Genomic DNA, 18317 nt, shown 5'->3' with positions numbered 1-18317 from the left:
AACGGAAGCATCAGAAGGTGCGCGCGCCGAAATGTATTTCCATCATCGGGCGCATGACGTCCCAGCGCTCGAGCTGCGACCAATGGCCCGACCGGTCGAGTACGTACAGTTCGGCATGCTTCAGATGCTCTATAAGGTACAGGCTGGTGTCGAGCGGAACGATGCGGTCCTGCCTTCCGTGGAAGATCAAAACCTTATGCGGCATCTTGCAAAGCATCGACGGCGGCATATTAAGCCCCTCCATTCCCTGCTTCATCGAATCGATCATTTTGACCGCAGTCTTCATAATCTCGGGATCGGTGGCAATCTTGTACCTGTTACTGACGATCTCCTCCATGCCTTCGAATTTGTCGGCATCATGCGCGAAACTGTGCATCAGCTGGCGGTAACGGGACGGCCGAGGATCGGAATAAAAGGAAAGCAGACGGATTAGTTCCGGAGTCCGCGGGCCAGGTGCGCCGATCGACCCCATCAGGACCACACGATCGATACGGTCGGGCTCTTCGCTCATCATCTGCAAGGTGAGCGCACCGCCCATCGAGTTGCCGACGACGTGGGCCTTTTCGATCCCAAGCGCTTCAAGCAAGCCGAAACACTGTTCAACTCGCGTTCCGATCCACGCCATTACGTTGTCTGGCCAAGGTTCAGGTATAACTGACTGCCCAAAGCCAATTAGGTCGGGCGCGATCACGAAGAAATTCTCCGCCAAGTCGGGCATGAGGTGGAGCCAGTTGGAACCGGCATGGGCACCCGGCCCTGCTCCATGCAGCAGAAGAATAGCAGGCTTGCTCCGGTCGCCGGCAAGCAGGGTGTGAGAAGTCAGTCCGCGACCGGTTATTTTCTCTTCTCTCACGCTCGTATCGCCTGCCATCATGCCTCTCCTCCAAATCAAGTGTCGTTCTGCCAAGTACGGTCTGTTCTGCCGCCGGGCTATAGACTAGCGTTTATAACTGTGCAATGCGTTTGCCAATACAGATCGGGGATGAGGAGCAATTTATGGACCGCCGCAGTGACGGACCCGGCATGGTCGGGGCGGGTCTCAGCGAAGCCGAAGTCGGCGTTTTTGCGGCTGAACTCGATCAGGCCGAACAGTCGCGTCAGCAGATCCGCCAGTTCTCACAGCGCTGTCCGGAAATGTCCATTGCCGACGGCTATCGCATCAGCAAACGATGGGTAGACCTTAAGCTCGCGTCTGGGAGAAAGGTCATCGGCCACAAGATTGGTTTGACGTCGCGAGCGATGCAGCAAGCTGCCGGAATTACCGAACCCGATTACGGCACACTGCTCGATGATATGGTGTTTGAGCAAGGAAGCGACGTGCCTTGTGAACGGTTTATCACTCCCAAGGTCGAGGTCGAGCTTGCTTTCGTGCTGGGCAGAAGGATCGAAGGGCCCCGCGCGACCATCTTTGACGTACTCCGGGCGACCGAATATGTTATTCCCGCAGTGGAGGTAATTGACAGCCGCACCTTTCCTACTGACCCCGAAACCGGGGGGCGTCGCAAAGTGCAGGACACTATAAGTGACAACGCCGCCAACGCCGGGATTATCATGGGAGGGTTGCCGATGCGACCTGACAAGATCGACATGCGCTGGGTCAGTGCGCTGCTGACCCGGAACGGTGTGATCGAGGAGACTGGGGTTGCTGCGGGCGTGCTCAACAATCCGGCAATCGGCGTGGCGTGGCTAGCCAACCGGCTCTCGCCATGGGGCCAGACGCTCGAGGCGGGCGAAGTGGTGCTCGGTGGTTCGTTCACCCGCCCTGTCGAAGCCCGCCCGGGTGATGTGTTCAGCGCCGATTTCGGGCCGTTGGGTGCCATAGGCTTCCGGTTTATCTGAGGCAGGGCGATGCTGACACCGCAAAACCACTTCAAGAATAAACTCAGTGACGGCTTGCCGCAGCTGGGCTTCTGGCTCGCGCTCGCCAATCCCGACATCGCGGAAATCTGCGCAGGTCTTGGCTACGATTGGGTTCTGATCGATGCCGAGCACGGCGCGCAGACGCTGCCAGGGATTGCCCATCAACTGCGCGCGGTTGACACCGTATCGGACTGCTCAGCAATCGTGCGCGTTCCTGGCCACGATCCGGTGACGATCCACCAGATCCTGGACCTAGGTGCACAGACGATCATGGTTCCGATGGTTGATAACGCAACGCAAGCAGCTTCAATCGTAAAGGCTTCGCGCTATCCGCCGGACGGCGATCGCGGGATCGGTGGTGCGCGTGCCGCACGCTGGGGCCGCTTTCCCGCTTATGTGGCAGACGCGAACGAGCAACTGTGTATCATCGCCCAGATCGAGACGGCCGAAGCGATCAAGAATCTCGAAGCCATTGCGGCAGTCGATGGCATTGATGCACTGTTTATCGGCCCTGCTGATCTGGCTGCCTCGCTCGGCCTGCTCGGGCCCGCTAACGCCTCAGCTCTCGCCCAGGCCACCGGAGCGGCTCTCGACCGAATTCGGGCCACCGGCATTCCCTGCGGCATCCTGTCGCGCGATGAGCGTCTGGTGCAGCAATATTTGGAAGGCGGTGCCCGGTTCCTAGCGGTGGGTATAGACTCTTTCACTTTGGCAAAGGCCGCAGGAGACCTTGCGCGGGACTGGCGTTGCCGCATCGATACAGCGGTCGCTGGTGCAAAATGAAGCAGTGTGACTGGCGCTCCGCACAAAGCGAAGCATCTGGAAAGCCGCTTGCCGGCATCAGGGTGCTTGAGCTTGCCAGGATCCTTGCCGGGCCATGGTGCGGGCAACTGCTTGCAGATCTCGGCGCCGAAGTGATCAAGATAGAGCGCCCTGGAAGCGGAGACGACACCCGACATTGGGGGCCACCCTTTGTAATGTCCGACGGTGGCGATAACCTTGGTGCGGCTTATTTTCATTCGGCTAATCGGGGAAAAAGGTCCATCGCGATTGATATCACAATCCCCGAGGGTCAGGCTGCCATCCGCCGTCTTGCGGGAGGGGCCGATATCATGATCGAGAATTATAAGGTCGGGGGGCTGGCGAAATACGGACTTGATCATCCCTCGTTGTCAGCGCTTAATCCACATCTCATTACTTGTTCTATCACCGGGTTTGGGCAAACCGGGCCATATGCTGCCCGCCCGGGATATGACTATATCGCACAAGCGATGGGCGGGCTCATGTCGATGACCGGTGAACCGGAGCGCGAGCCGCAGAAGGCCGGGATCGCTGCCGCCGATCTTTTCACCGGGGTCTACAGCGCGGTGGCAATTCTGGCAGCACTGAACCGGCGTCGCGAAATGCACGTCGGCGCACATATCGATATGGCGCTGCTAGATACCCAAGTCAGCGTCATGGGTAATCAGGCGCTCAACTGGATGACCTCGGGAGTAGTGCCACGCCGGGTAGGCAATGGCCACGCTAATTTGGTACCCTATCAAGCGTTCCCGACCCGTGATGGAGATCTGATCATCGCAGTCGGGAACGATGGCCAGTTTGCTGCGCTTTGTCGTGTACTGAACGTGACACTGCACGAAGATGAGCGGTTCAGCAATAATCCACAAAGGATCCGCAACCGCGTGGATTTGATCATAGCGCTCGAAGAGATCACCGCGAAATGGAGCCGGGACGATCTCTTCGAACGGCTCGATGGTGCAGGGATTCCTGCAGGTCCGATCAATGAGTTGGACGAGGTATTTGCGAACCCGCAGGTTATCGCGAGAGGCATGGCGATTGAACACGATGGAAAGCCCGGGGTGGCCAGCCCTATCGTAATCGATGGGGTGAGGATGGTTGCCGACGATCCCGCCCCCGGCGTTCCCGAGAACGTCAAATTCGACTTCTAAATAGGATAAGGTCGAGCGGGGCGAGTGCAGGTCGCATGGGTGCCCCGAGGCGATTAGCTGGGCACCCGCAAAAACCGGCGTTTTGATGCTGCCGTTGCGGTGATGACGGTATGAGCGCGGCGCTGGGCGCTCTCGCGGGCGGCTTTCGGTCACCGGATAGGACATTTCACATAGCCGTTTCAGGGTTTCAGGGCAGATTCATGCTTTGACGGCGCGTCGTTCGTGGGAGATCAGGCGGTTGAAGTTATAGGCCAGATTGGCCAATGTCAGTTTCGCCTCAGCCCGCTTGATTCCGATGGTGCGGATGAACAGCCCGAACCGGTTTTTCTGATGCGCGAACACATGCTCGATCCTGGCACGGATCGCGGACTTGCGGCATTTGCGCGGGCGGTGGCCTTTGGCATGGACTTTCCTTTGGGCTTGCGACGGTGGATGCGACTGGTCAGCATGCGATCGGCTAGCCATACCGGCGGTCGATGCTGATATGGCTTTTATACCCGAACACCGGCAAGGCGACATCGGCAGCGGCTTGCCATCCTTATAGCGCACCTTCCCGCCGATCCTGAGTGTCCAGCGCGCATCTGTGTTCCTTTTGTGCCGCCTTGGCCGGGTTATCAGGCCAGATATCCTGCGCCGACTCGCCATCCTTGATGGCCTGCCGCTCGTCATCGGTGTTGCGCTGCTTGGGTGCTGGCACCAGGCTGGCATCGATGATCTGCCTCGACATGCCGATGTAGGCCTTCTTGTGCAGTTGCCAGTCGAAGGCCTTCATCACCCGCTTGAGCGTTCCGGTCTCCGTCATCCGGTTGCGAAAGTGCCGGATGGTGTTGCGTCGGTGGTGCGATCGCCGAGCGCAAAACCCAGAAACCGCATCCAGCTCAGCCGGTGGCCGGATCATATACTCCATCCGGGCATCGGAGAGATTATGTTGAGGCTGCATAATCAGGATCTTGAACATCGCGGCAGGGTCAAACGGCGGACGACCGCCCGTGCTGCTATCGCCATAACTCAGCCCATCGACCAGCCAGACCCGCAAATACTCAAAGTCCCCGGTCCGTTCCAGAACATCAAGCGGATCGTCATGACGGCTCAGCATCTCAAGATGGTCATGCAGGCTGAAAAGAGACTCGGGGTCCATGGATCATAACTTCCGATGCCTACCCAATCAATGAATCACGAATGCCCCAAATCCGCCAGAGTTTTTGCGGGGGTCCAGCTTCAGTTGCACATCGTAATCAGCCGGTGCCTTCGTCACAGTCGATTGTGTCGATTCAGGCCCTAACCCACCTGAGAAAATCGCGGAGAGTCGATCTCCTTTGCATAATGTACATTGCGTTTTCTAGCAAACCGGTGCAGAGGGCCGTTGTCAAGGTTCGAAGTCGGCACCAGAGGCGGGAAGCATTCGTGCTGCGCTTATTCGCCGAATATAGAATGCATGTAAGCTGACACTTGAAATAAGTTGCAGTCAAAAAGTGGGGAGAGATGTCGTGAAACGGGAATATAACCAGAGTCGTTTTGTGTTGTTTTCAGGTGCTTGCATGGGCGCAATGCTTTGCTCATCGGCTTCGATCGCACAGGATGCTGCTGGGGAAACGCGTCAGGCTCCAACTACGGGCTCTCAGCTTGCCTCGACGCAGCAACAAGAACCGGCTTCGGCGTTCGGGGACATCGTAGTTACCGCCACCCGTCGGGAGGCGCGCCTTCAGGATGTGCCGGTCGCAGTCACCGCCATTACTGGAGCCGGCTTGGCGGCAGCGGATGTTTCGACCCTTCGCACATTGACCCAAGTGGTTCCCGGATTCATCGGCAGCCGCAACATGGGCGTGTTCCAGCCGGTGATCCGCGGGGTCGGTTCGACCGGCATCTCGATCGGTGACGAGCCAAATATCGCGACATATGTTGACGGCGTTTATCAGCCCGAATCGGCAGCGAACTGGATTGATCTGGTCGAAGTCGAGCGCGTCGAGGTCTTGCGCGGTCCGCAAGGTACAACTTTTGGACGCAACGCAACTGGCGGTCTTATTAATGTAATCACGCCTGACCCGAGTTTTGATTTTCGTGGCAAGGCCTCAGTTCGAGTGGGCCGTATGCGCAATGATGCCGGAGACTACGACGCGCGAATGTATGTTACGGGACCGATCAGTGAAACGGCGGCGCTCGACTTCGCCTCGCTCTTCCGTAAGAACGATGGTTATATCAAGGACCTTGTGCGCGGCGGAACGCTGGGCGGTCAGCGTGTCATCGACCTCCGCAGCAAACTTCTGCTAAAACCAGCCGACAACGTCAAGGTGGTTTTGACCGGAGAGTTTTTCGATCAGCAGAGCACGACAAATGCCCCACAACCGATCGATGGAAACACCTTAGGTCGAGCATTTCCCGGTGTAATTCTGCCGCGCGGCCCTTGGGAGACCTCGCTTACCCGCGTTCCAGTACTTGACTTACGCCGATGGACTGCGGCGTTACATGTCTCAGTCGATCTGGGAACCGTTAACCTTGAGTCGACTAGTGGTTTTCTCAATCTCCGCTGGTACCAAGAAACAGACTCTGATGCCTCGAATATCGACTTTGGCAACTTTCCTGCTTTATTCGCTACAGAATCTGGAAGCTCTGAGCTCAAACTGAGCTCTACAAACGCGGGCCCGTTTCAATGGCTTGTCGGCGGATATTTCTATCAGTTCGGCGGTCATTCTAATCTTAGCCCATTTTCGACGACAACCCCACCAAGTCCCCTGGTAGGTCCGCACCTTCAACCCGAACTCTCGGGTCGCTCATTTGCTGGTTTCGGCGAGGGAACTTACGAGCTTGCTGGGGGCCTTTTCGTTACGCTTGGCGGACGTTATACAACCGAAAAACGCAGCTTTACGCAAATTCTGAACGGAAATACGGTCGTAAATGATGTCAGCAAAACCTTTAATAAGTTCAACTACAAGGTCGGTGCCCGGTACGAAATTACATCACGCACGAACGTTTATGCGACTCACAGCACGGCGTTCAAGAGCGGCGTCTACAACATGGCTGCGACGTTGAGTACTCCGGTTCTTCCTGAAGAAATCACTGCCTATGAAGTGGGCTTGAAAACTGACCCGCTGCCCTGGCTACGGATAAACCTCGCAACTTACTACTACGACTATAAGAACCTGCAACTGCAGGCCCGAGCAGCTAATAGCCCAGCTTACATTCTACAGAATGCCGCAAACGCAGAGATTTATGGCGGAGAACTGGAAACCTTCATTTCGCCATTTGACGGCCTCAAACTTCGTGCTGCTGTAGCCTACACGCATGCCCGTTATAAGGACTTCACAGCGGCGCAGGGTTTTATTCCCCGGGCCACCGGCGGAAACATTGTTGCTACCGCCGATGCGTCCGACAACGTGATGACCAGGGCGCCGAAGTGGTCGGGCAACTTTGGAGCGGATTATACAACCGCGATGGGTGGAGGTACATTCGGCGCAGGCGCAAATCTTTCTTGGAGTTCGCGCGTATATTACGATTTCCTGAACATTTTTTCTCAACCCTCCTACACACTTACGAACGCCTCGATTTTCTGGACCCCCGACAGCGAGGCCTGGAAGGCGAGCTTGTGGGTCACCAATCTGACTAACGAAAAAGTCTTCCAGACTATTCGCCCGGGTGCCTTCAGTACCGACGGTTTCTACGAACAACCGCGTAAAATAGGTGCTTCGTTCGAGGTTCGATTCTGACATTGCGACATAACGAGAATGTTTGACAGGCGCGGTTGATCCTAGCGTTGAGCAACATCGATCGTGAAAAGATTTGAGAGCGCTTTAACAGCGTAGTGACTCCGTGACGAAGAGCGGGCGATCAGAGCACCCGCTCTTCCTTTGAGCAAGAGTAATTATGTCGCGATCTGTCAGCGATCTTTGGCCAACCCTGATACCAGTTTTAGGGGTTTAGCAGATAGGGCAATTTAGGCTACCTCAACTTGTTTTCGGAAGCGAAAAGGCCGAGGCGAAGGAAGGTCAAGTGCCGTCGGGCTAAAGGATGCGTAGCAACAGCAATAGAACCACGGTCGATCGGACGACGTAATCCCCCCGTCATTTCGGAGGAAAATTAATAGGGATGATGAACTAGTTCAAGCATGTTAATCCGCATTTCTGATCGAAAGAGTATTACCTTGAGAAAGACGGCAGATCCTGAGGTTTCCGGTCAGAAACTAAGGTTGCGATCCGGTATTGTTTACGCAACTTTGGCCTATCTGATCTACGGAGCCATGCCGTTTTACATGAAGCAATTGCAGGCAGTGCCGCCGAGCCAGATCATGGCACATCGTGTCCTATGGTCGGTTTTTCTTTTAGCAATTATCGTCAGCCTGCTCGGGCGATGGACCTCGCTACGCCGGACGATTGATATGCGTCTGGTCGGGTTGTTTGCTGCGACTGCGGCGCTCATTGGAGTGAACTGGCTCGTGTATATTTGGGCCGTTCTGAACGATCGTATACTCGAGACCAGTCTCGGTTTTTTCATAACCCCTTTGATAACCGTGGTTCTTGGCGTCGTGGCGCTGGGCGAACGCTTGACGCGGCTTTAAACATTTGCCGTCGGCCTGGCTGCTTTGGGTGTAGTCGCCCTTGCTTTTGGAAAAGGCCCCAACAGCTTGTGGATCGCGATGGTTCTGGCATTTACATTCAGCATCGCTGGCTTGATCCGAAAGGTTGCTCCTTTGGATCCACTTTGCGGCCTTCTGATCGAAACATCTCTCATGGCACCGCTAGCGATAGCGTGGCTATTTCTAAGTTCCCAAAACGGGATACCGGTGTTTGGCGGCGACTCATCTACCAACGTACTATTGATTTTTACTGGATTCGTAACGGCGGTACCGCTGCTGCTTTTCTCAGTCGCAGCCAAACAGATGCCATATTCGCTTGCAGGCCAATTCCAGTACATTGGCCCGTCGCTCCAGTTCCTGCAGGCCGTCCTCTTATTCCATGAACCTTTCGGTCTTTTGCACCTGTTCACGTTCGGATCCATCTGGTCCGGATTGATCTTCTTCGCTGTGGACGCTGTGCGTGAACAAAGAGCATCCCGATTTTGAAATTGCTATGGGAACGTCGATTGTAATAGCGCTGTCTACCCCAACCGTGCCTAGGTCTTCAACTAGATTATATACTTTGTACCTTGTTCTGAAGTGCCCTATCAAAGTAGCGAAAAAGTAGTTCATGGGAGGAATGAATATGAAACTGGTTCGGTACACTGCGAACGGAATTACCAGGTTGGGCAAAGTCGTGGGCACCAATGTTGTCGATCTAAGTGCGATAGCGCCGCATGGCTCAATGCGGCAGTTGCTGAACGATCTGCCCGAGATCCGCGGCTCAATTGAAGCGGCAGATGAACCGGCGCTCCCGCTGGAGAGCGTCATTCTCGAAGCCCCAATCACCGATCCGCAGAAGTTTCTGGCGATCGGTATGAACTATCAAGCGCATGCGCAAGAGGCGATCGCAGCTGGTATACCCGTGCCAACAAGCCAGCTGTGGTTTAACAAGCAGGTGTCGTGCATCACTGGCCCAGCATCACCGATCGTTTATCCGGCTGTTTCGAATGCGTTGGACTATGAGGCCGAGCTTGCTGTAGTGATCGGCAAGCGTTGCCGCAATGTGCTGCCAGAAGATGCACGTTCAGTGATCGCTGGCTACACCGTCGCCAATGATGTCTCGGCACGCGACTGGCAACACCGCACACCCACTTTCACGCTCGGTAAGTCGTTTGACACGCATGGCCCAATCGGTCCGTGGATCATAACCGACGACGAAATCCTTGATCCACACGCACTAACGCTCCGCCTCACGGTCAATGGTGAAGAGCGGCAGTCTACCCTGACCGGCGACATGATCTACAACATTTACGATCAGATCGCTTATCTGTCGCAGGTAATGACTCTAGAACCCGGTGACATCCTATCGACGGGCACGCCATCGGGTGTAGGCGCGGCAACTAATGGCCTGCTCAAAGTGGGCGATGTGGTCCGCGTTGAGGTGTCAGACGTTGGGGTGATCGAAAATACGATCGTCAGCGACGGCTGATCGTTTCTTTCTGCTTCACCTACCCAGTCGATCAGCTTTCCGAGTTCGTCCAGCGATGATGGAACCCCTAGTGCGCCCAGCAAAGCCAACCTGCTCCTGAACAATCGAACCGTGGGCCACGTCCAACCCTCCTCTAGGGAACTTCGATTGAAATAGCGCTGTCTACCCCAACCGTGCGCAGGTGGGCACCTCCAAAAACCCCTCGCATTTGATCGCCTGATCTGCTTCATTGGGTCTGACAGGAGGCAGAGATGCGTCATGCCCAACTTGAACAGTGCTTTTGGAAAAGGCATTTTTGTTCAATGACATGCACGCACCGGCGCGAGTATTACCACTACATTTTTGAGTTTGGTTGAGCTTGCAGAGGCTCAGGTTCGCGGCGGCAGTTCGCTGATATTGGCCGGCAGCGCGATGCCGGTTGCCTTGAAGACATTCCCCACCTGGCCCGAAACGTGGGTGCGGGTGGTAATGACCTTGCCGTCCTTTTCGATGGTGGCTTCCTGAAGGCGATCGAGATCGTTGAGGAGCGGCTGCCATTCGGGCTGCAAGCCCTTTTCCTGACACAAGCGGGTCAGTTCCTTGGCCAGCGTCAGAGCGAGGAACGAGACAAACACATGGCCGCGGATAGCGGCATCGGACTGATGGAAGATGGGGTGACTACACGAAAGTAACGTATCTGCACGCTAATACCAACCTGCAGTGATCATGACCCACGCGCCCATTTGCGGCTTCCGATTGCCATGATGCGCCATGGCTGATCAATCAGCCTGTTCCAGGCTTCGCAGCAAAGGTCGATGATGTTGTCGTGGGATGTGAAGATGCGGTTGGACAGCCACTTATCGCGCATGAACTGATGGGGTGGACGCCCCCCGGCGGCATCGATGTGCCATAGTGGAGGTGTTGAACACCACTTGAGGAGGCGTCCATGTCGGAAGTTAGCACAATTGGGTTGGATATCGCCAAGCATGTTTTTCACGCTCACGGTGCGGATGCGCGCGGGCACGCGCTCTTCAGCAAACGGATCAGCCGCGGCAAGTTACTTGCGTTCTTCGCCGCTCAACCCCGATGCGTGGTCGCGCTGGAAGCCTGCGGCGGAGCTCATCATTGGGCGCGCCAACTGGCGCATATCGGCCATGAGGTACGGCTGATTCCGCCAGTATGTGAAGCCGTTCGTGAAGCGTCATAAAAATGATGCGGTCGATGCCGAGGCGATTTGTGAGGCGGCTCAGAGACCGAACATGCGGTTTGTAGCCGTGAAAAGCGAGGAGCAGCAGGCGGCAGGTCTCGTCTTTCGGGCTCGGGACCTTCTGGTGCGGCAGCGGACCCAGCTCATTAATGCAATCCGTGGGCATCTGACAGAATATGGATGGGTTCCAGAAGGGCATTGCGGGCTTCCAGATCGGCGTTGATCGCTTTTATCCGGGCCACCTCGGCGGCGACCGCCTGGGCTGCGGCAAGCTGCTCGCGAAGGCTCTGGATCTCTGCTTGCGCCGCGTCACCCATGCCTAAAGGCATAGCAGAAAAGCACCGGAATCTCTAGCTTTTTAGCCTCCCGACACCGATTATCCGGCCAGTGTCGGGCGCCAGGTTGCTTGCGGGTTACGCCAGTCGATCGCCTCAAGCATGCAAGCCAGCTGGGAGGCAGAGATGGCAATTACCCCGTCTACAGCCGACGGCCAGATATACTTCCCGCGCTCCAGGATCTTGGCATAGAGCGACATGCCAATGCCATCGTGCCACAGGATCTTGCACAGATCGCCCCGGCGCCCTCGGAAGACATAGAGATCACCGGCATGGGGGTCCCGCTTGAAGCTCTGCTGTATCTGCAGGGCCAAGGTGCGTGTTTCGCAAATTCCCGGACACGGATTTCGGTAATTCGCGGACAGTGATTTCAGTAAATACGGGACAGCGATTCCGCTAATTCCGGGACAGTGGTTTCGGGCGGGAATGAGGTTCGTTTTTCGGGCGCGCCGGAGTGGCATTGAGTCCTTTCATCAAGGTGATGGGAGGGAAGATGCCAAGACGGAAGCAAGCGAGACGAACGAACGTGAAGGACATGCGATCGATTCTGCGCCTGACCTATGATCAGGGGCTATCAGTACGGACAGTGTCGGAGCGATTGAAGCTCAGCAAGACGACAGTATCGACCTATGTCCTGCGTGCACGCGAAGTGGGCCTTTCCAGCTGGCCACTGCCACCGGGATATGACGATGATGCGGCTCTTGAGCAGCTTCTCTTTCGCCGTGTCGGGCGGCCTCCGCAGGATCTGAGCGAGCCGGACTGGCCGGTGGTTGCGCGCGAGATCAAGCGCAAGGGTGTGACGCTGACGCTGCTTTGGCAAGAATATCGCGCCGGGCATCCCAATGGCTATGGCTATACCTGGTTCTGCGATCGCTTTGCGGCCTTCCAGAAGTGCACCCATGCAAGCTTCCGTAATCGGCATGAGGCGGGTGCTGTGATGCAGACCGATTATGCAGGTCATACAGTGCCGCTGATCGATCCATCGACCGGGGAAATACACCAGGCGCAGATCTTCGTGGCGGTTCTGGGGGCTTCGTCGCTGACGTTCGTGATGGCCAGCCTGAGTCAGAAGCTCCCCGACTGGATCGAAGGCCAGGTTCAAGCGCTGGGTTACTTCGGCGGGGTAGCCCGCGCCATTGTCTGCGACAATCTGAAAGCCGGGGTGGCGAAGGCGCTGTGGTTCGAGCCGACGCTCAACCAGACCTTTGCAGCGATGGCGGATCATTACGACACGACAATCTTGCCGACCCGCAGTCGTCGTCCACGCGACAAGGGCAAGGTCGAAGGGGCCGTGTTGATCGTCGAGCGCTGGATCCTTGCGCGACTGCGCAACCGGCGCTTCTTCACCCTTGCGGACCTGAATGCGGCGATCGCCGTGTTGCTCGAGGATCTGAATGATCGACCGATGCGCCATGTGGGGCGATCGCGCCGCGCGCTGTTCGAAGAGATCGAGCGGAGCGCCCTTGCGCCGCTCCCGGCAGCGCGGTTCGAATATGCCGAGTGGAAAAGGGCCAAGGTCCATCCCGATTATCATGTCGAGGTCGACAAGACCTTCTACTCGGTCCCGCACCGGCTGATCGGGCGGCAGGTCGATGTCCGGCTCACCCACAGGGTGGTCGAGTTGTTCCACGATCACCAGCGGGTGGCGAGCCATGTCCGGCGGTCCCAGCGCCGGGGCCATGTGACGGTGAGCGAGCATATGCCCAAGGCCCATCAGCGTTATGCCAACATGACGCCAGCCAGCCTGATCGGCAAAGCCGACCAGATCGGCGTCAACGCGGCGATCCTGGTCGAACGGCTGATGCGCGACCGGCCTCATCCTGAACAGGGCTATCGTTCGGCGATGGGCGTTCTGTCGCTGGCCCGGCGCTACGAGCGGGACCGGGTGGAAGCATCATGCGAACGCGCGCTGATCATCAACGCGGTCTCCTACTCTTCGGTCGCCGCGATCCTCAAATCCGGGCTCGACCGGATCAGGCCGGCGACCGAGCCGGCACGACCCACGCCTGCGCACACGAACATCCGTGGCCGGGGCTATTATCAATGAAGAAAGGAAACTCCCATGTTGAACAATCCCACCCTTGATCAGATGCATGCGCTTGGCCTCGCCGGAATGTCCGCCGCGTGGCGCGAGATGACCGCACAAGGCAGCGGCGAGGATCTTGCCCGCGAGGAATGGCTCGGGTTGATGCTCGACCGCGAAATGGCGGTCCGTGCGGACCGGCGTCTAGGCAACAAGCTCAGGTCCGCGCGGTTGCGCTTTGCCGATGCCTGTATCGAGGACATCGACTTTACCGCGCACCGCGGGATGGACCGCCGCGCTATCCTGTCGCTCGCGCAAGGGGCGTGGCTCAAGGCTCATGAGAATCTCATCATTACCGGCCAGACCGGAACCGGAAAAACATGGTTGGGTTGCGCCTTTGGGCGGCAAGCTGCCCGGCTCGATCATCCGGTTCTCTATATGCGCATGCCGCGCCTGTTCGACGCGCTCGCTCTTGCACGCCTCGACGGCAGCTTCCCGCGTCTGGCAGACAGGCTGGCGCGGGTCGAACTGCTTATCCTCGATGACTGGGGCACCCACTCGCTGAGCGATCAGCAGCGGCTCGATCTGCTCGAAATCTTCGAGGAACGCTATCGGCGAAAATCCACGCTGATCACCGCCCAGCTCCCTGTGACCGCCTGGCACGACATGATCGGCGAACCCACCATCGCCGATGCCATACTCGACCGGATCATCCACAATGCCCACCGCATCACCCTCGAAGGGGACAGCATGCGCAAGCAAAAACCACCTCAGGCTTGACCTCAAAGCAAAGCCGCGCGATCAGCCAACCCGACTTCAACAAGGCAAACGGAAAACACACCTCCAGCTGTCCCGGAATTAGCGAAACCGCTGTCCGCGATTTAGCGAAACGAATGTCCCGTTTTTACGAAATACGCAGCCAAGGATCGCATACCCTTCCTCATATCGGTATGCCCGGTCGCGATCCATATCCTGACACCCGAGGGGACCGGGATCACCGCCGCAGCGACCGCAGGACGGCAGCAGCCAAATCCGGCGGCGTATCCGCCGCTATGCGGACCGTGATGCTGCCCAGCTCCACGACAACCGCTGGCCCCGTCGGCGGCGCTGGATCAGGCTTCACCGCAACGGCGGCAAAACCGTTCGCATCACCGAACATCTGTCGCCGCCAGCGATAGATCTGGCCCGGCCGTAGATCCGCCTCCCTCGCGATCTCCGCCACGTTCGCGCCGGGTTGCGACACCGCCATCACCAGCGTCCGCTTCTGGTCGTCAGACCATACCCGCCGCCGCTCAACGCCCGAAATTATCGTCACCTGACCCATCGCACCGTCTCTAGTACCGGTGCAAACACCAGTGCTTGCACCGGTGCCATCTCCAAATATCAGCCGATCACCGCAAGGCGGCCCTCACCGGAGGCGTACCGCCTTCCTTGCTCAACGCTTCAAGATGGTCGCTCAAACTGAACAGGGACTTCGGATCCACCACGGCTCTCCATAATCGCTCCCGATCAGTGAATCACCATGACCGCGTAAACGCTACAGGTTTTTGCGGGTCTCCAGCTCAAGGAACGCGGCTATCTCGCCGTGGGTGGGCAGATCGTCGATGCCACACTGGTGGCTGCGCCCAAGCAGCGCAACACGGCGCCTGAAAAGGATGCGATCAAGGCGGGCAAGAAGGCCTGCGAGATCTGGCCCGATGAGCCAGTCAGGGCGGCGCAGAAGGACACCGACGCACGCTGGACGCTCAAGTTCGCAAAGGCCAAACCCTTGGCGAACGGCAAGCCGGGCATCGACATCGCCATCCCGAGCTTCGGCTACAAGAGCAGCGTGTCGATCTGCCGGACCTTCGGCTTCATCCGCAAGGGCAAGGTCACCGACGCAGCGCGCTTCGACGGACAAATGCTGCGTGATGTAGTCACCAGCGACAACACCGCCTCCGATGTCTGGGCCGACACGGCCTATCGGAGCCAAGCCAACGAGGCATGGCTCAAGCGGCAGAGCCGGGTCAGCCGAATCCATCGCAAGAAGCCACGCGGCAAGCCGATGCCCGAACGCACCACCAGAGCCAACGCCGCCAAATCGAAAATCCGCGCCCGCGTCGAACATGTGTTCGCCCGGCAGAAAGACCAGATGGGGCTGTTCATCCGCACCATCGGCATCTAGCGCGCCGAAGCCAAGATCACCCACGCCCCCCTCGTCTACAACATGCACCGACTCATCTTCCATGAACGACGGGTAGCGACGGGATAGCTGCGCCTGAAAGACGGCAATGCCAACAAAAGCCATCAGAATGGAGACCCAAGCGGCCCCAATCATGCCAAATCCTGCGCTGAACGCTCAAGTCCGCTCAGATCAACGGGTTGATGGAGGTGCCCAGGTCTTCTAATTGAATACGCCAGTCGTCGAGGCTCCGTCTACCGTGATGATGCTGCCAGAAATATATGAGGCCCGGGGCGACGCCACGAAGCAAATGACATCGCCGACTTCCTCAGGATCAGCCATTCGCCCGAGCGGGAAGGTTGCGTCCATTTCCGCCTGTAGCGCTTTGGGCGTCTTGCCTTCGCCTTCGGCGCGCTTTTCGATCAGGCGTCGCCAGCGATCCGTCATAACCCCCGAAGGCGCTACCCCGGCAACAAGAATGCCATGCGGCGCGCCATGATCCGCCAGCGACTTCGTAAAGTTGATCAATCCGGCGTTTGTGACGCCGACCGCCATGTAAGACGCTTTCGGGTTTCGCGCAGCAGCACCAACGACGTTGACGATGCGACCGCCGCCCTGATCGCGCATGAGCGGGAACACCGCCTGGGCGGTGCGGATGTAGCATTGCAGTTTCTCATTCCAACCATCCAGCCATTCCTGGCTGGAGATCGCCATAAAGTCGCCAGCGGGTAGTTTACCAGCGGCATTATTGACTAACACGTCAATGCGCCCCGCATAACGCTGCGCGGTCTCGATCAGATTTTGCACATCGTCATCGCGTGTAATATCGCAGGGGCATGCAATTACGTCATGCCCTGCCTTGCGCAACGCGGCGACCTCCACCTCCAAAGCCGGGCTTGCACGCGCAGCGGCAATCACCCGGGCACCTTCCATGGCAAAAGTCCGGAGCGCCGCTAGCCCGATGCCCTTGCTAGCACCCGTCAGCACCACAGTTTTGCCGCTTAGCTTCAAATCCATCGACAGGATCCCTTCTTGGTTTCGACCGGCATTGACGGCCACATCAGAAAATGGCCGAAACAATGTCAGCAGGGTAAACTCACCAGTGACTGTATCTCCTTCTTGGGCGGCGTGGGCGCGTGAGAGCCCGACCGTCATTATGATGCTCATGGCGGGAATACATTCGCCGCGCTGCCCCAGGAAATTGGCGAGCCAGGCGAGCGCCGCGCGCGGATCCCCGAGCGCGTTCGCGCCGATCCCATGAGCGATCGTCGCGCCTTTCGACGACATTAGCACGGCGCACAGGCGCAGGTCATCGAGCGACCGGAATGATCGAGGCGGCCGAGCACCACCCGCGCGCTCGAGCTGTTATCCGCGATATTGTCGACCGCGGAAAAGCAATAGCTCTGATAGCGGGTATGCACGATTTCGAGGCTCGCAATTGCGGAAACCACCGCATAGCTGATGCTAACGCGCGTCTGATCGGGGCCATGGACGTCGCGCCCCACACGCAGTGTGATTTCAGGCTCGATCAGGGGATGGAACAGGTTTTCGCTATCTACCCGACCCGTTCTTTCGGACACGAGCAGATCCTTTGTCAGCACGCCGAAATTGGGGTCGTTAATGCCCATCTGCGCGCGCATCTCGGCGCTAGTGTAGCCCAGCTTGAAACCGATCTTCTGTCGGTCGCGCCTCTGGAAGGTGCGCGCGGCAATTGCATAGATGTCGTCCTCCGACAGCCTGGGGTGAGCGGAGCTAAGCGGCGCAATGCGGCGGCGCTCCCATTCCGCCCGCCACAGTTGTGCCGAGCAAGCATCTGTCAGACCAGCAGGCGACTGGTCGCCACGATTCTCGCCGGCGTCCGCTTTCCACAGACCCTCTGAATTGTTCATGATGCTTCTTCCTGAATAGCCGTGCCCGCACGATTGGCGCGCCGCAGGATTTGGCGGGCGCGGACCCTGACCGGGGCATCGACCATGGTTCCATCCACGGAAGTCGCGCCATCCTCACCTGTAGCCAGTGTCCTTTGCGCCCAAGCCAGCTCCTCCCGTGTGGGGGCGAAGCCGATTCGCACCGGCGCAATCTGACTGGGATGGATGCAGAGCTTGCCGCCGAACCCAAGATCCAAGGCATAACGCGCGTGATCTTCCAGCAGCGCTTCTTCGCCCAGCGACGTGCACACGCCGTCGATTGGCGAAAGCAAGGATGACAGACGCGAGGCGAGTACAATCTCGCTGCGCGCCGCCAGCAGCGGCTCGCGCCGATGCGCGGCGCCGATATCCGCGCAATAATCGATGCTGCCGAACGCCAGGCGCCGCACGCAGGCGGAGGCGGATATCTCTCGCGCCCTCGACAAGCCAAGCGCCGTTTCGAGCAAGGCGATGACCGGCTGGCCCGCGGCCACTTCGGAAGCCTGCTCGACGTCATGCGCGGACTCGGTCTTGGCGAGCATCAACCCGGACAGGGGAAGCGATGCGATCGCCGCCAGATCCTCTTCGTGCCATGGGGTATTGACTGCGTTTACACGCACAAAAATATCCATGTCAGCGGGCAAGGCGACGACGTGGCAAAGTGCTGTACGGGCTTGCACCTTATTTGCGGGAGCAACCGCATCCTCAAGGTCGATGATAATAGCATCCGCGCCCGAGGTGGCCGCCTTCGCATAACGCTCGGGCCGGTCGCCAGGCACGAAAAGCAGTGTGATGCTGCTCCGCATGGTCAAGATACCTTCGTGTCCACGGTCCATATGCCCCAAGTAGGACCTCGAC

Annotated in this window: 20 protein-coding genes and 2 pseudogenes; 11 read left to right on the top strand and 11 right to left on the bottom strand. The window is 58.0% G+C overall.

What is annotated here, in order from left to right; genetic code table 11:
- Positions 1-10: 10 nt before the first annotated feature.
- On the bottom strand, positions 11-874 hold the full coding sequence (locus SPBM01_RS14265) for an alpha/beta fold hydrolase (RefSeq protein WP_235955277.1): 864 nt from the start codon (positions 872-874) through the stop codon (positions 11-13).
- Between the two features lie 149 nt (positions 875-1023).
- Here SPBM01_RS14265 and hpaH point away from each other — a divergent pair, with 149 nt between their 5' ends.
- The 3 genes from hpaH to SPBM01_RS14250 are packed head-to-tail and all read left to right on the top strand — an operon-like array spanning position 1024 to position 3809.
- Positions 1024-1839 (top strand): 2-oxo-hept-4-ene-1,7-dioate hydratase, encoded by an 816-nt coding sequence (gene hpaH, locus SPBM01_RS14260; RefSeq protein ID WP_088190081.1) that lies wholly within the window; start codon positions 1024-1026, stop codon positions 1837-1839.
- Positions 1840-1848: 9 nt separating this feature from the next.
- Entirely contained in the window at positions 1849-2643 is a 795-nt protein-coding gene (locus tag SPBM01_RS14255; protein WP_088190073.1) for an HpcH/HpaI aldolase family protein, read from the top strand.
- The gene (locus SPBM01_RS14250) at positions 2640-3809 is read left to right on the top strand and encodes a CaiB/BaiF CoA transferase family protein (RefSeq protein ID WP_088190072.1); all 1170 of its coding nucleotides are present in this window, start codon (positions 2640-2642) and stop codon (positions 3807-3809) included. Before SPBM01_RS14255 ends, SPBM01_RS14250 begins: the two co-directional genes overlap by 4 nt.
- A gap of 198 nt (positions 3810-4007) precedes the next feature.
- Here SPBM01_RS14250 and SPBM01_RS14245 read toward each other — a convergent pair whose 3' ends face one another.
- Together SPBM01_RS14245 and SPBM01_RS14240 are read right to left on the bottom strand one after the other, a co-directional pair.
- On the bottom strand, positions 4008-4358 hold the full coding sequence (locus SPBM01_RS14245) for a hypothetical protein (protein ID WP_169575405.1): 351 nt from the start codon (positions 4356-4358) through the stop codon (positions 4008-4010).
- Positions 4348-4947 (bottom strand): transposase, encoded by a 600-nt coding sequence (locus SPBM01_RS14240; protein WP_169575404.1) that lies wholly within the window; start codon positions 4945-4947, stop codon positions 4348-4350. The genes SPBM01_RS14245 and SPBM01_RS14240 overlap by 11 nt, the downstream gene beginning before the upstream one ends.
- Before the next feature lie 349 nt (positions 4948-5296).
- Between SPBM01_RS14240 and SPBM01_RS14235 the strand changes: the two genes are divergently transcribed.
- The 4 genes from SPBM01_RS14235 (at position 5297) to SPBM01_RS14220 (ending at position 9847) form a co-directional block, all read left to right on the top strand.
- Positions 5297-7510 (top strand): TonB-dependent receptor, encoded by a 2214-nt coding sequence (locus SPBM01_RS14235; RefSeq protein ID WP_262504175.1) that lies wholly within the window; start codon positions 5297-5299, stop codon positions 7508-7510.
- Between the two features lie 434 nt (positions 7511-7944).
- Positions 7945-8358, top strand: a complete 414-nt coding sequence (locus tag SPBM01_RS14230; protein ID WP_223177704.1) for an EamA family transporter — start codon at positions 7945-7947, stop codon at positions 8356-8358.
- A 66-nt stretch (positions 8359-8424) separates the two neighbouring features.
- Positions 8425-8862, top strand: a complete 438-nt coding sequence (locus tag SPBM01_RS14225) for an EamA family transporter (RefSeq protein ID WP_188062311.1) — start codon at positions 8425-8427, stop codon at positions 8860-8862.
- 139 nt (positions 8863-9001) lie between these two features.
- Positions 9002-9847 carry a fumarylacetoacetate hydrolase family protein gene (locus SPBM01_RS14220; RefSeq protein ID WP_119748733.1) on the top strand — a complete coding sequence of 282 codons (846 nt, stop codon included), beginning with the start codon at positions 9002-9004 and terminating at the stop codon, positions 9845-9847.
- Between the two features lie 368 nt (positions 9848-10215).
- On the opposite strand, the gene SPBM01_RS14215 is transcribed toward SPBM01_RS14220, so the two are convergent.
- Both SPBM01_RS14215 and SPBM01_RS21955 read right to left on the bottom strand, forming a co-directional pair.
- Positions 10216-10461 carry a hypothetical protein gene (locus tag SPBM01_RS14215; protein WP_235955276.1) on the bottom strand — a complete coding sequence of 82 codons (246 nt, stop codon included), beginning with the start codon at positions 10459-10461 and terminating at the stop codon, positions 10216-10218.
- A gap of 89 nt (positions 10462-10550) precedes the next feature.
- Positions 10551-10700: pseudogene (locus SPBM01_RS21955) on the bottom strand (IS630 family transposase); the annotation flags it as partial.
- A 72-nt stretch (positions 10701-10772) separates the two neighbouring features.
- Here SPBM01_RS21955 and SPBM01_RS14210 point away from each other — a divergent pair.
- Positions 10773-11220, top strand: a pseudogene (locus SPBM01_RS14210) (IS110 family transposase); the annotation flags it as partial.
- Here the strand turns inward: SPBM01_RS14210 and SPBM01_RS14205 are convergent.
- Positions 11180-11350: a hypothetical protein gene (locus SPBM01_RS14205; RefSeq protein ID WP_169575400.1), complete on the bottom strand. Its 171-nt coding sequence runs from the start codon at positions 11348-11350 to the stop codon at positions 11180-11182. The pseudogene SPBM01_RS14210 and the gene SPBM01_RS14205 overlap by 41 nt on opposite strands.
- 59 nt (positions 11351-11409) lie before the next feature.
- A complete protein-coding gene (gene tnpB / locus SPBM01_RS14200; protein ID WP_169575401.1) occupies positions 11410-11682 on the bottom strand; it encodes an IS66 family insertion sequence element accessory protein TnpB in 273 nt (90 codons plus the stop codon).
- Between the two features lie 179 nt (positions 11683-11861).
- On the opposite strand from tnpB, the gene istA reads away from it, so the two are divergent.
- Both istA and istB read left to right on the top strand, forming a co-directional pair.
- The gene (istA, locus tag SPBM01_RS14195; RefSeq protein WP_096064130.1) at positions 11862-13415 is read left to right on the top strand and encodes an IS21 family transposase; all 1554 of its coding nucleotides are present in this window, start codon (positions 11862-11864) and stop codon (positions 13413-13415) included.
- Between the two features lie 15 nt (positions 13416-13430).
- On the top strand, positions 13431-14171 hold the full coding sequence (gene istB / locus SPBM01_RS14190) for an IS21-like element helper ATPase IstB (RefSeq protein ID WP_119749909.1): 741 nt from the start codon (positions 13431-13433) through the stop codon (positions 14169-14171).
- 214 nt (positions 14172-14385) lie between these two features.
- Here the strand turns inward: istB and SPBM01_RS14185 are convergent, their stop codons facing one another.
- On the bottom strand, positions 14386-14715 hold the full coding sequence (locus tag SPBM01_RS14185; RefSeq protein ID WP_169575438.1) for a transposase: 330 nt from the start codon (positions 14713-14715) through the stop codon (positions 14386-14388).
- 261 nt (positions 14716-14976) lie between these two features.
- On the opposite strand from SPBM01_RS14185, the gene SPBM01_RS14180 reads away from it, so the two are divergent.
- The gene (locus tag SPBM01_RS14180) at positions 14977-15555 is read left to right on the top strand and encodes a transposase (RefSeq protein ID WP_206378075.1); all 579 of its coding nucleotides are present in this window, start codon (positions 14977-14979) and stop codon (positions 15553-15555) included.
- Positions 15556-15774: 219 nt separating this feature from the next.
- On the opposite strand, the gene SPBM01_RS14175 is transcribed toward SPBM01_RS14180, so the two are convergent.
- Genes SPBM01_RS14175 through SPBM01_RS14165 form a run of 3 tightly spaced genes read right to left on the bottom strand, consistent with a single transcriptional unit; the run spans position 15775 to position 18265 of the window.
- The gene (locus SPBM01_RS14175) at positions 15775-16839 is read right to left on the bottom strand and encodes an SDR family oxidoreductase (protein WP_096063717.1); all 1065 of its coding nucleotides are present in this window, start codon (positions 16837-16839) and stop codon (positions 15775-15777) included.
- Positions 16839-17441, bottom strand: coding sequence for a 2-keto-4-pentenoate hydratase (locus SPBM01_RS14170; RefSeq protein ID WP_096063718.1), 603 nt, complete (start codon positions 17439-17441; stop codon positions 16839-16841). The genes SPBM01_RS14175 and SPBM01_RS14170 overlap by 1 nt, the downstream gene beginning before the upstream one ends.
- On the bottom strand, positions 17438-18265 hold the full coding sequence (locus SPBM01_RS14165) for an HpcH/HpaI aldolase/citrate lyase family protein (RefSeq protein ID WP_088189905.1): 828 nt from the start codon (positions 18263-18265) through the stop codon (positions 17438-17440). The genes SPBM01_RS14170 and SPBM01_RS14165 overlap by 4 nt, the downstream gene beginning before the upstream one ends.
- Positions 18266-18317 lie beyond the last annotated feature (52 nt).

It is taken from the genome of Sphingobium sp. KCTC 72723, from assembly GCF_014280435.1.
Lineage (GTDB): Bacteria > Pseudomonadota > Alphaproteobacteria > Sphingomonadales > Sphingomonadaceae > Sphingobium.
Note: the sequence above shows the minus strand (reverse complement) of the source record. Positions and strands in the feature narration are given on the sequence as shown.

Excerpts from the sequence above, each read along its gene's own strand:
- istA (WP_096064130.1), top strand. The coding sequence starts at position 11,862 with ATGCCAAGACGGAAGCAAGCGAGACGAACGAACGTGAAGGACATGCGA.
- SPBM01_RS14165 (WP_088189905.1), bottom strand. The coding sequence starts at position 18,265 with ATGCGGAGCAGCATCACACTGCTTTTCGTGCCTGGCGACCGGCCCGAG.
- SPBM01_RS14175 (WP_096063717.1), bottom strand. The coding sequence starts at position 16,839 with ATGTCGTCGAAAGGCGCGACGATCGCTCATGGGATCGGCGCGAACGCG.
- SPBM01_RS14220 (WP_119748733.1), top strand. The coding sequence starts at position 9,002 with ATGAAACTGGTTCGGTACACTGCGAACGGAATTACCAGGTTGGGCAAA.
- SPBM01_RS14170 (WP_096063718.1), bottom strand. The coding sequence starts at position 17,441 with ATGAACAATTCAGAGGGTCTGTGGAAAGCGGACGCCGGCGAGAATCGT.
- istB (WP_119749909.1), top strand. The coding sequence starts at position 13,431 with ATGTTGAACAATCCCACCCTTGATCAGATGCATGCGCTTGGCCTCGCC.
- SPBM01_RS14250 (WP_088190072.1), top strand. The coding sequence starts at position 2,640 with ATGAAGCAGTGTGACTGGCGCTCCGCACAAAGCGAAGCATCTGGAAAG.
- SPBM01_RS14265 (WP_235955277.1), bottom strand. The coding sequence starts at position 874 with ATGATGGCAGGCGATACGAGCGTGAGAGAAGAGAAAATAACCGGTCGC.
- SPBM01_RS14185 (WP_169575438.1), bottom strand. The coding sequence starts at position 14,715 with ATGGGTCAGGTGACGATAATTTCGGGCGTTGAGCGGCGGCGGGTATGG.
- hpaH (WP_088190081.1), top strand. The coding sequence starts at position 1,024 with ATGGTCGGGGCGGGTCTCAGCGAAGCCGAAGTCGGCGTTTTTGCGGCT.
- SPBM01_RS14205 (WP_169575400.1), bottom strand. The coding sequence starts at position 11,350 with ATGGGTGACGCGGCGCAAGCAGAGATCCAGAGCCTTCGCGAGCAGCTT.
- SPBM01_RS14240 (WP_169575404.1), bottom strand. The coding sequence starts at position 4,947 with ATGGACCCCGAGTCTCTTTTCAGCCTGCATGACCATCTTGAGATGCTG.
- SPBM01_RS14255 (WP_088190073.1), top strand. The coding sequence starts at position 1,849 with ATGCTGACACCGCAAAACCACTTCAAGAATAAACTCAGTGACGGCTTG.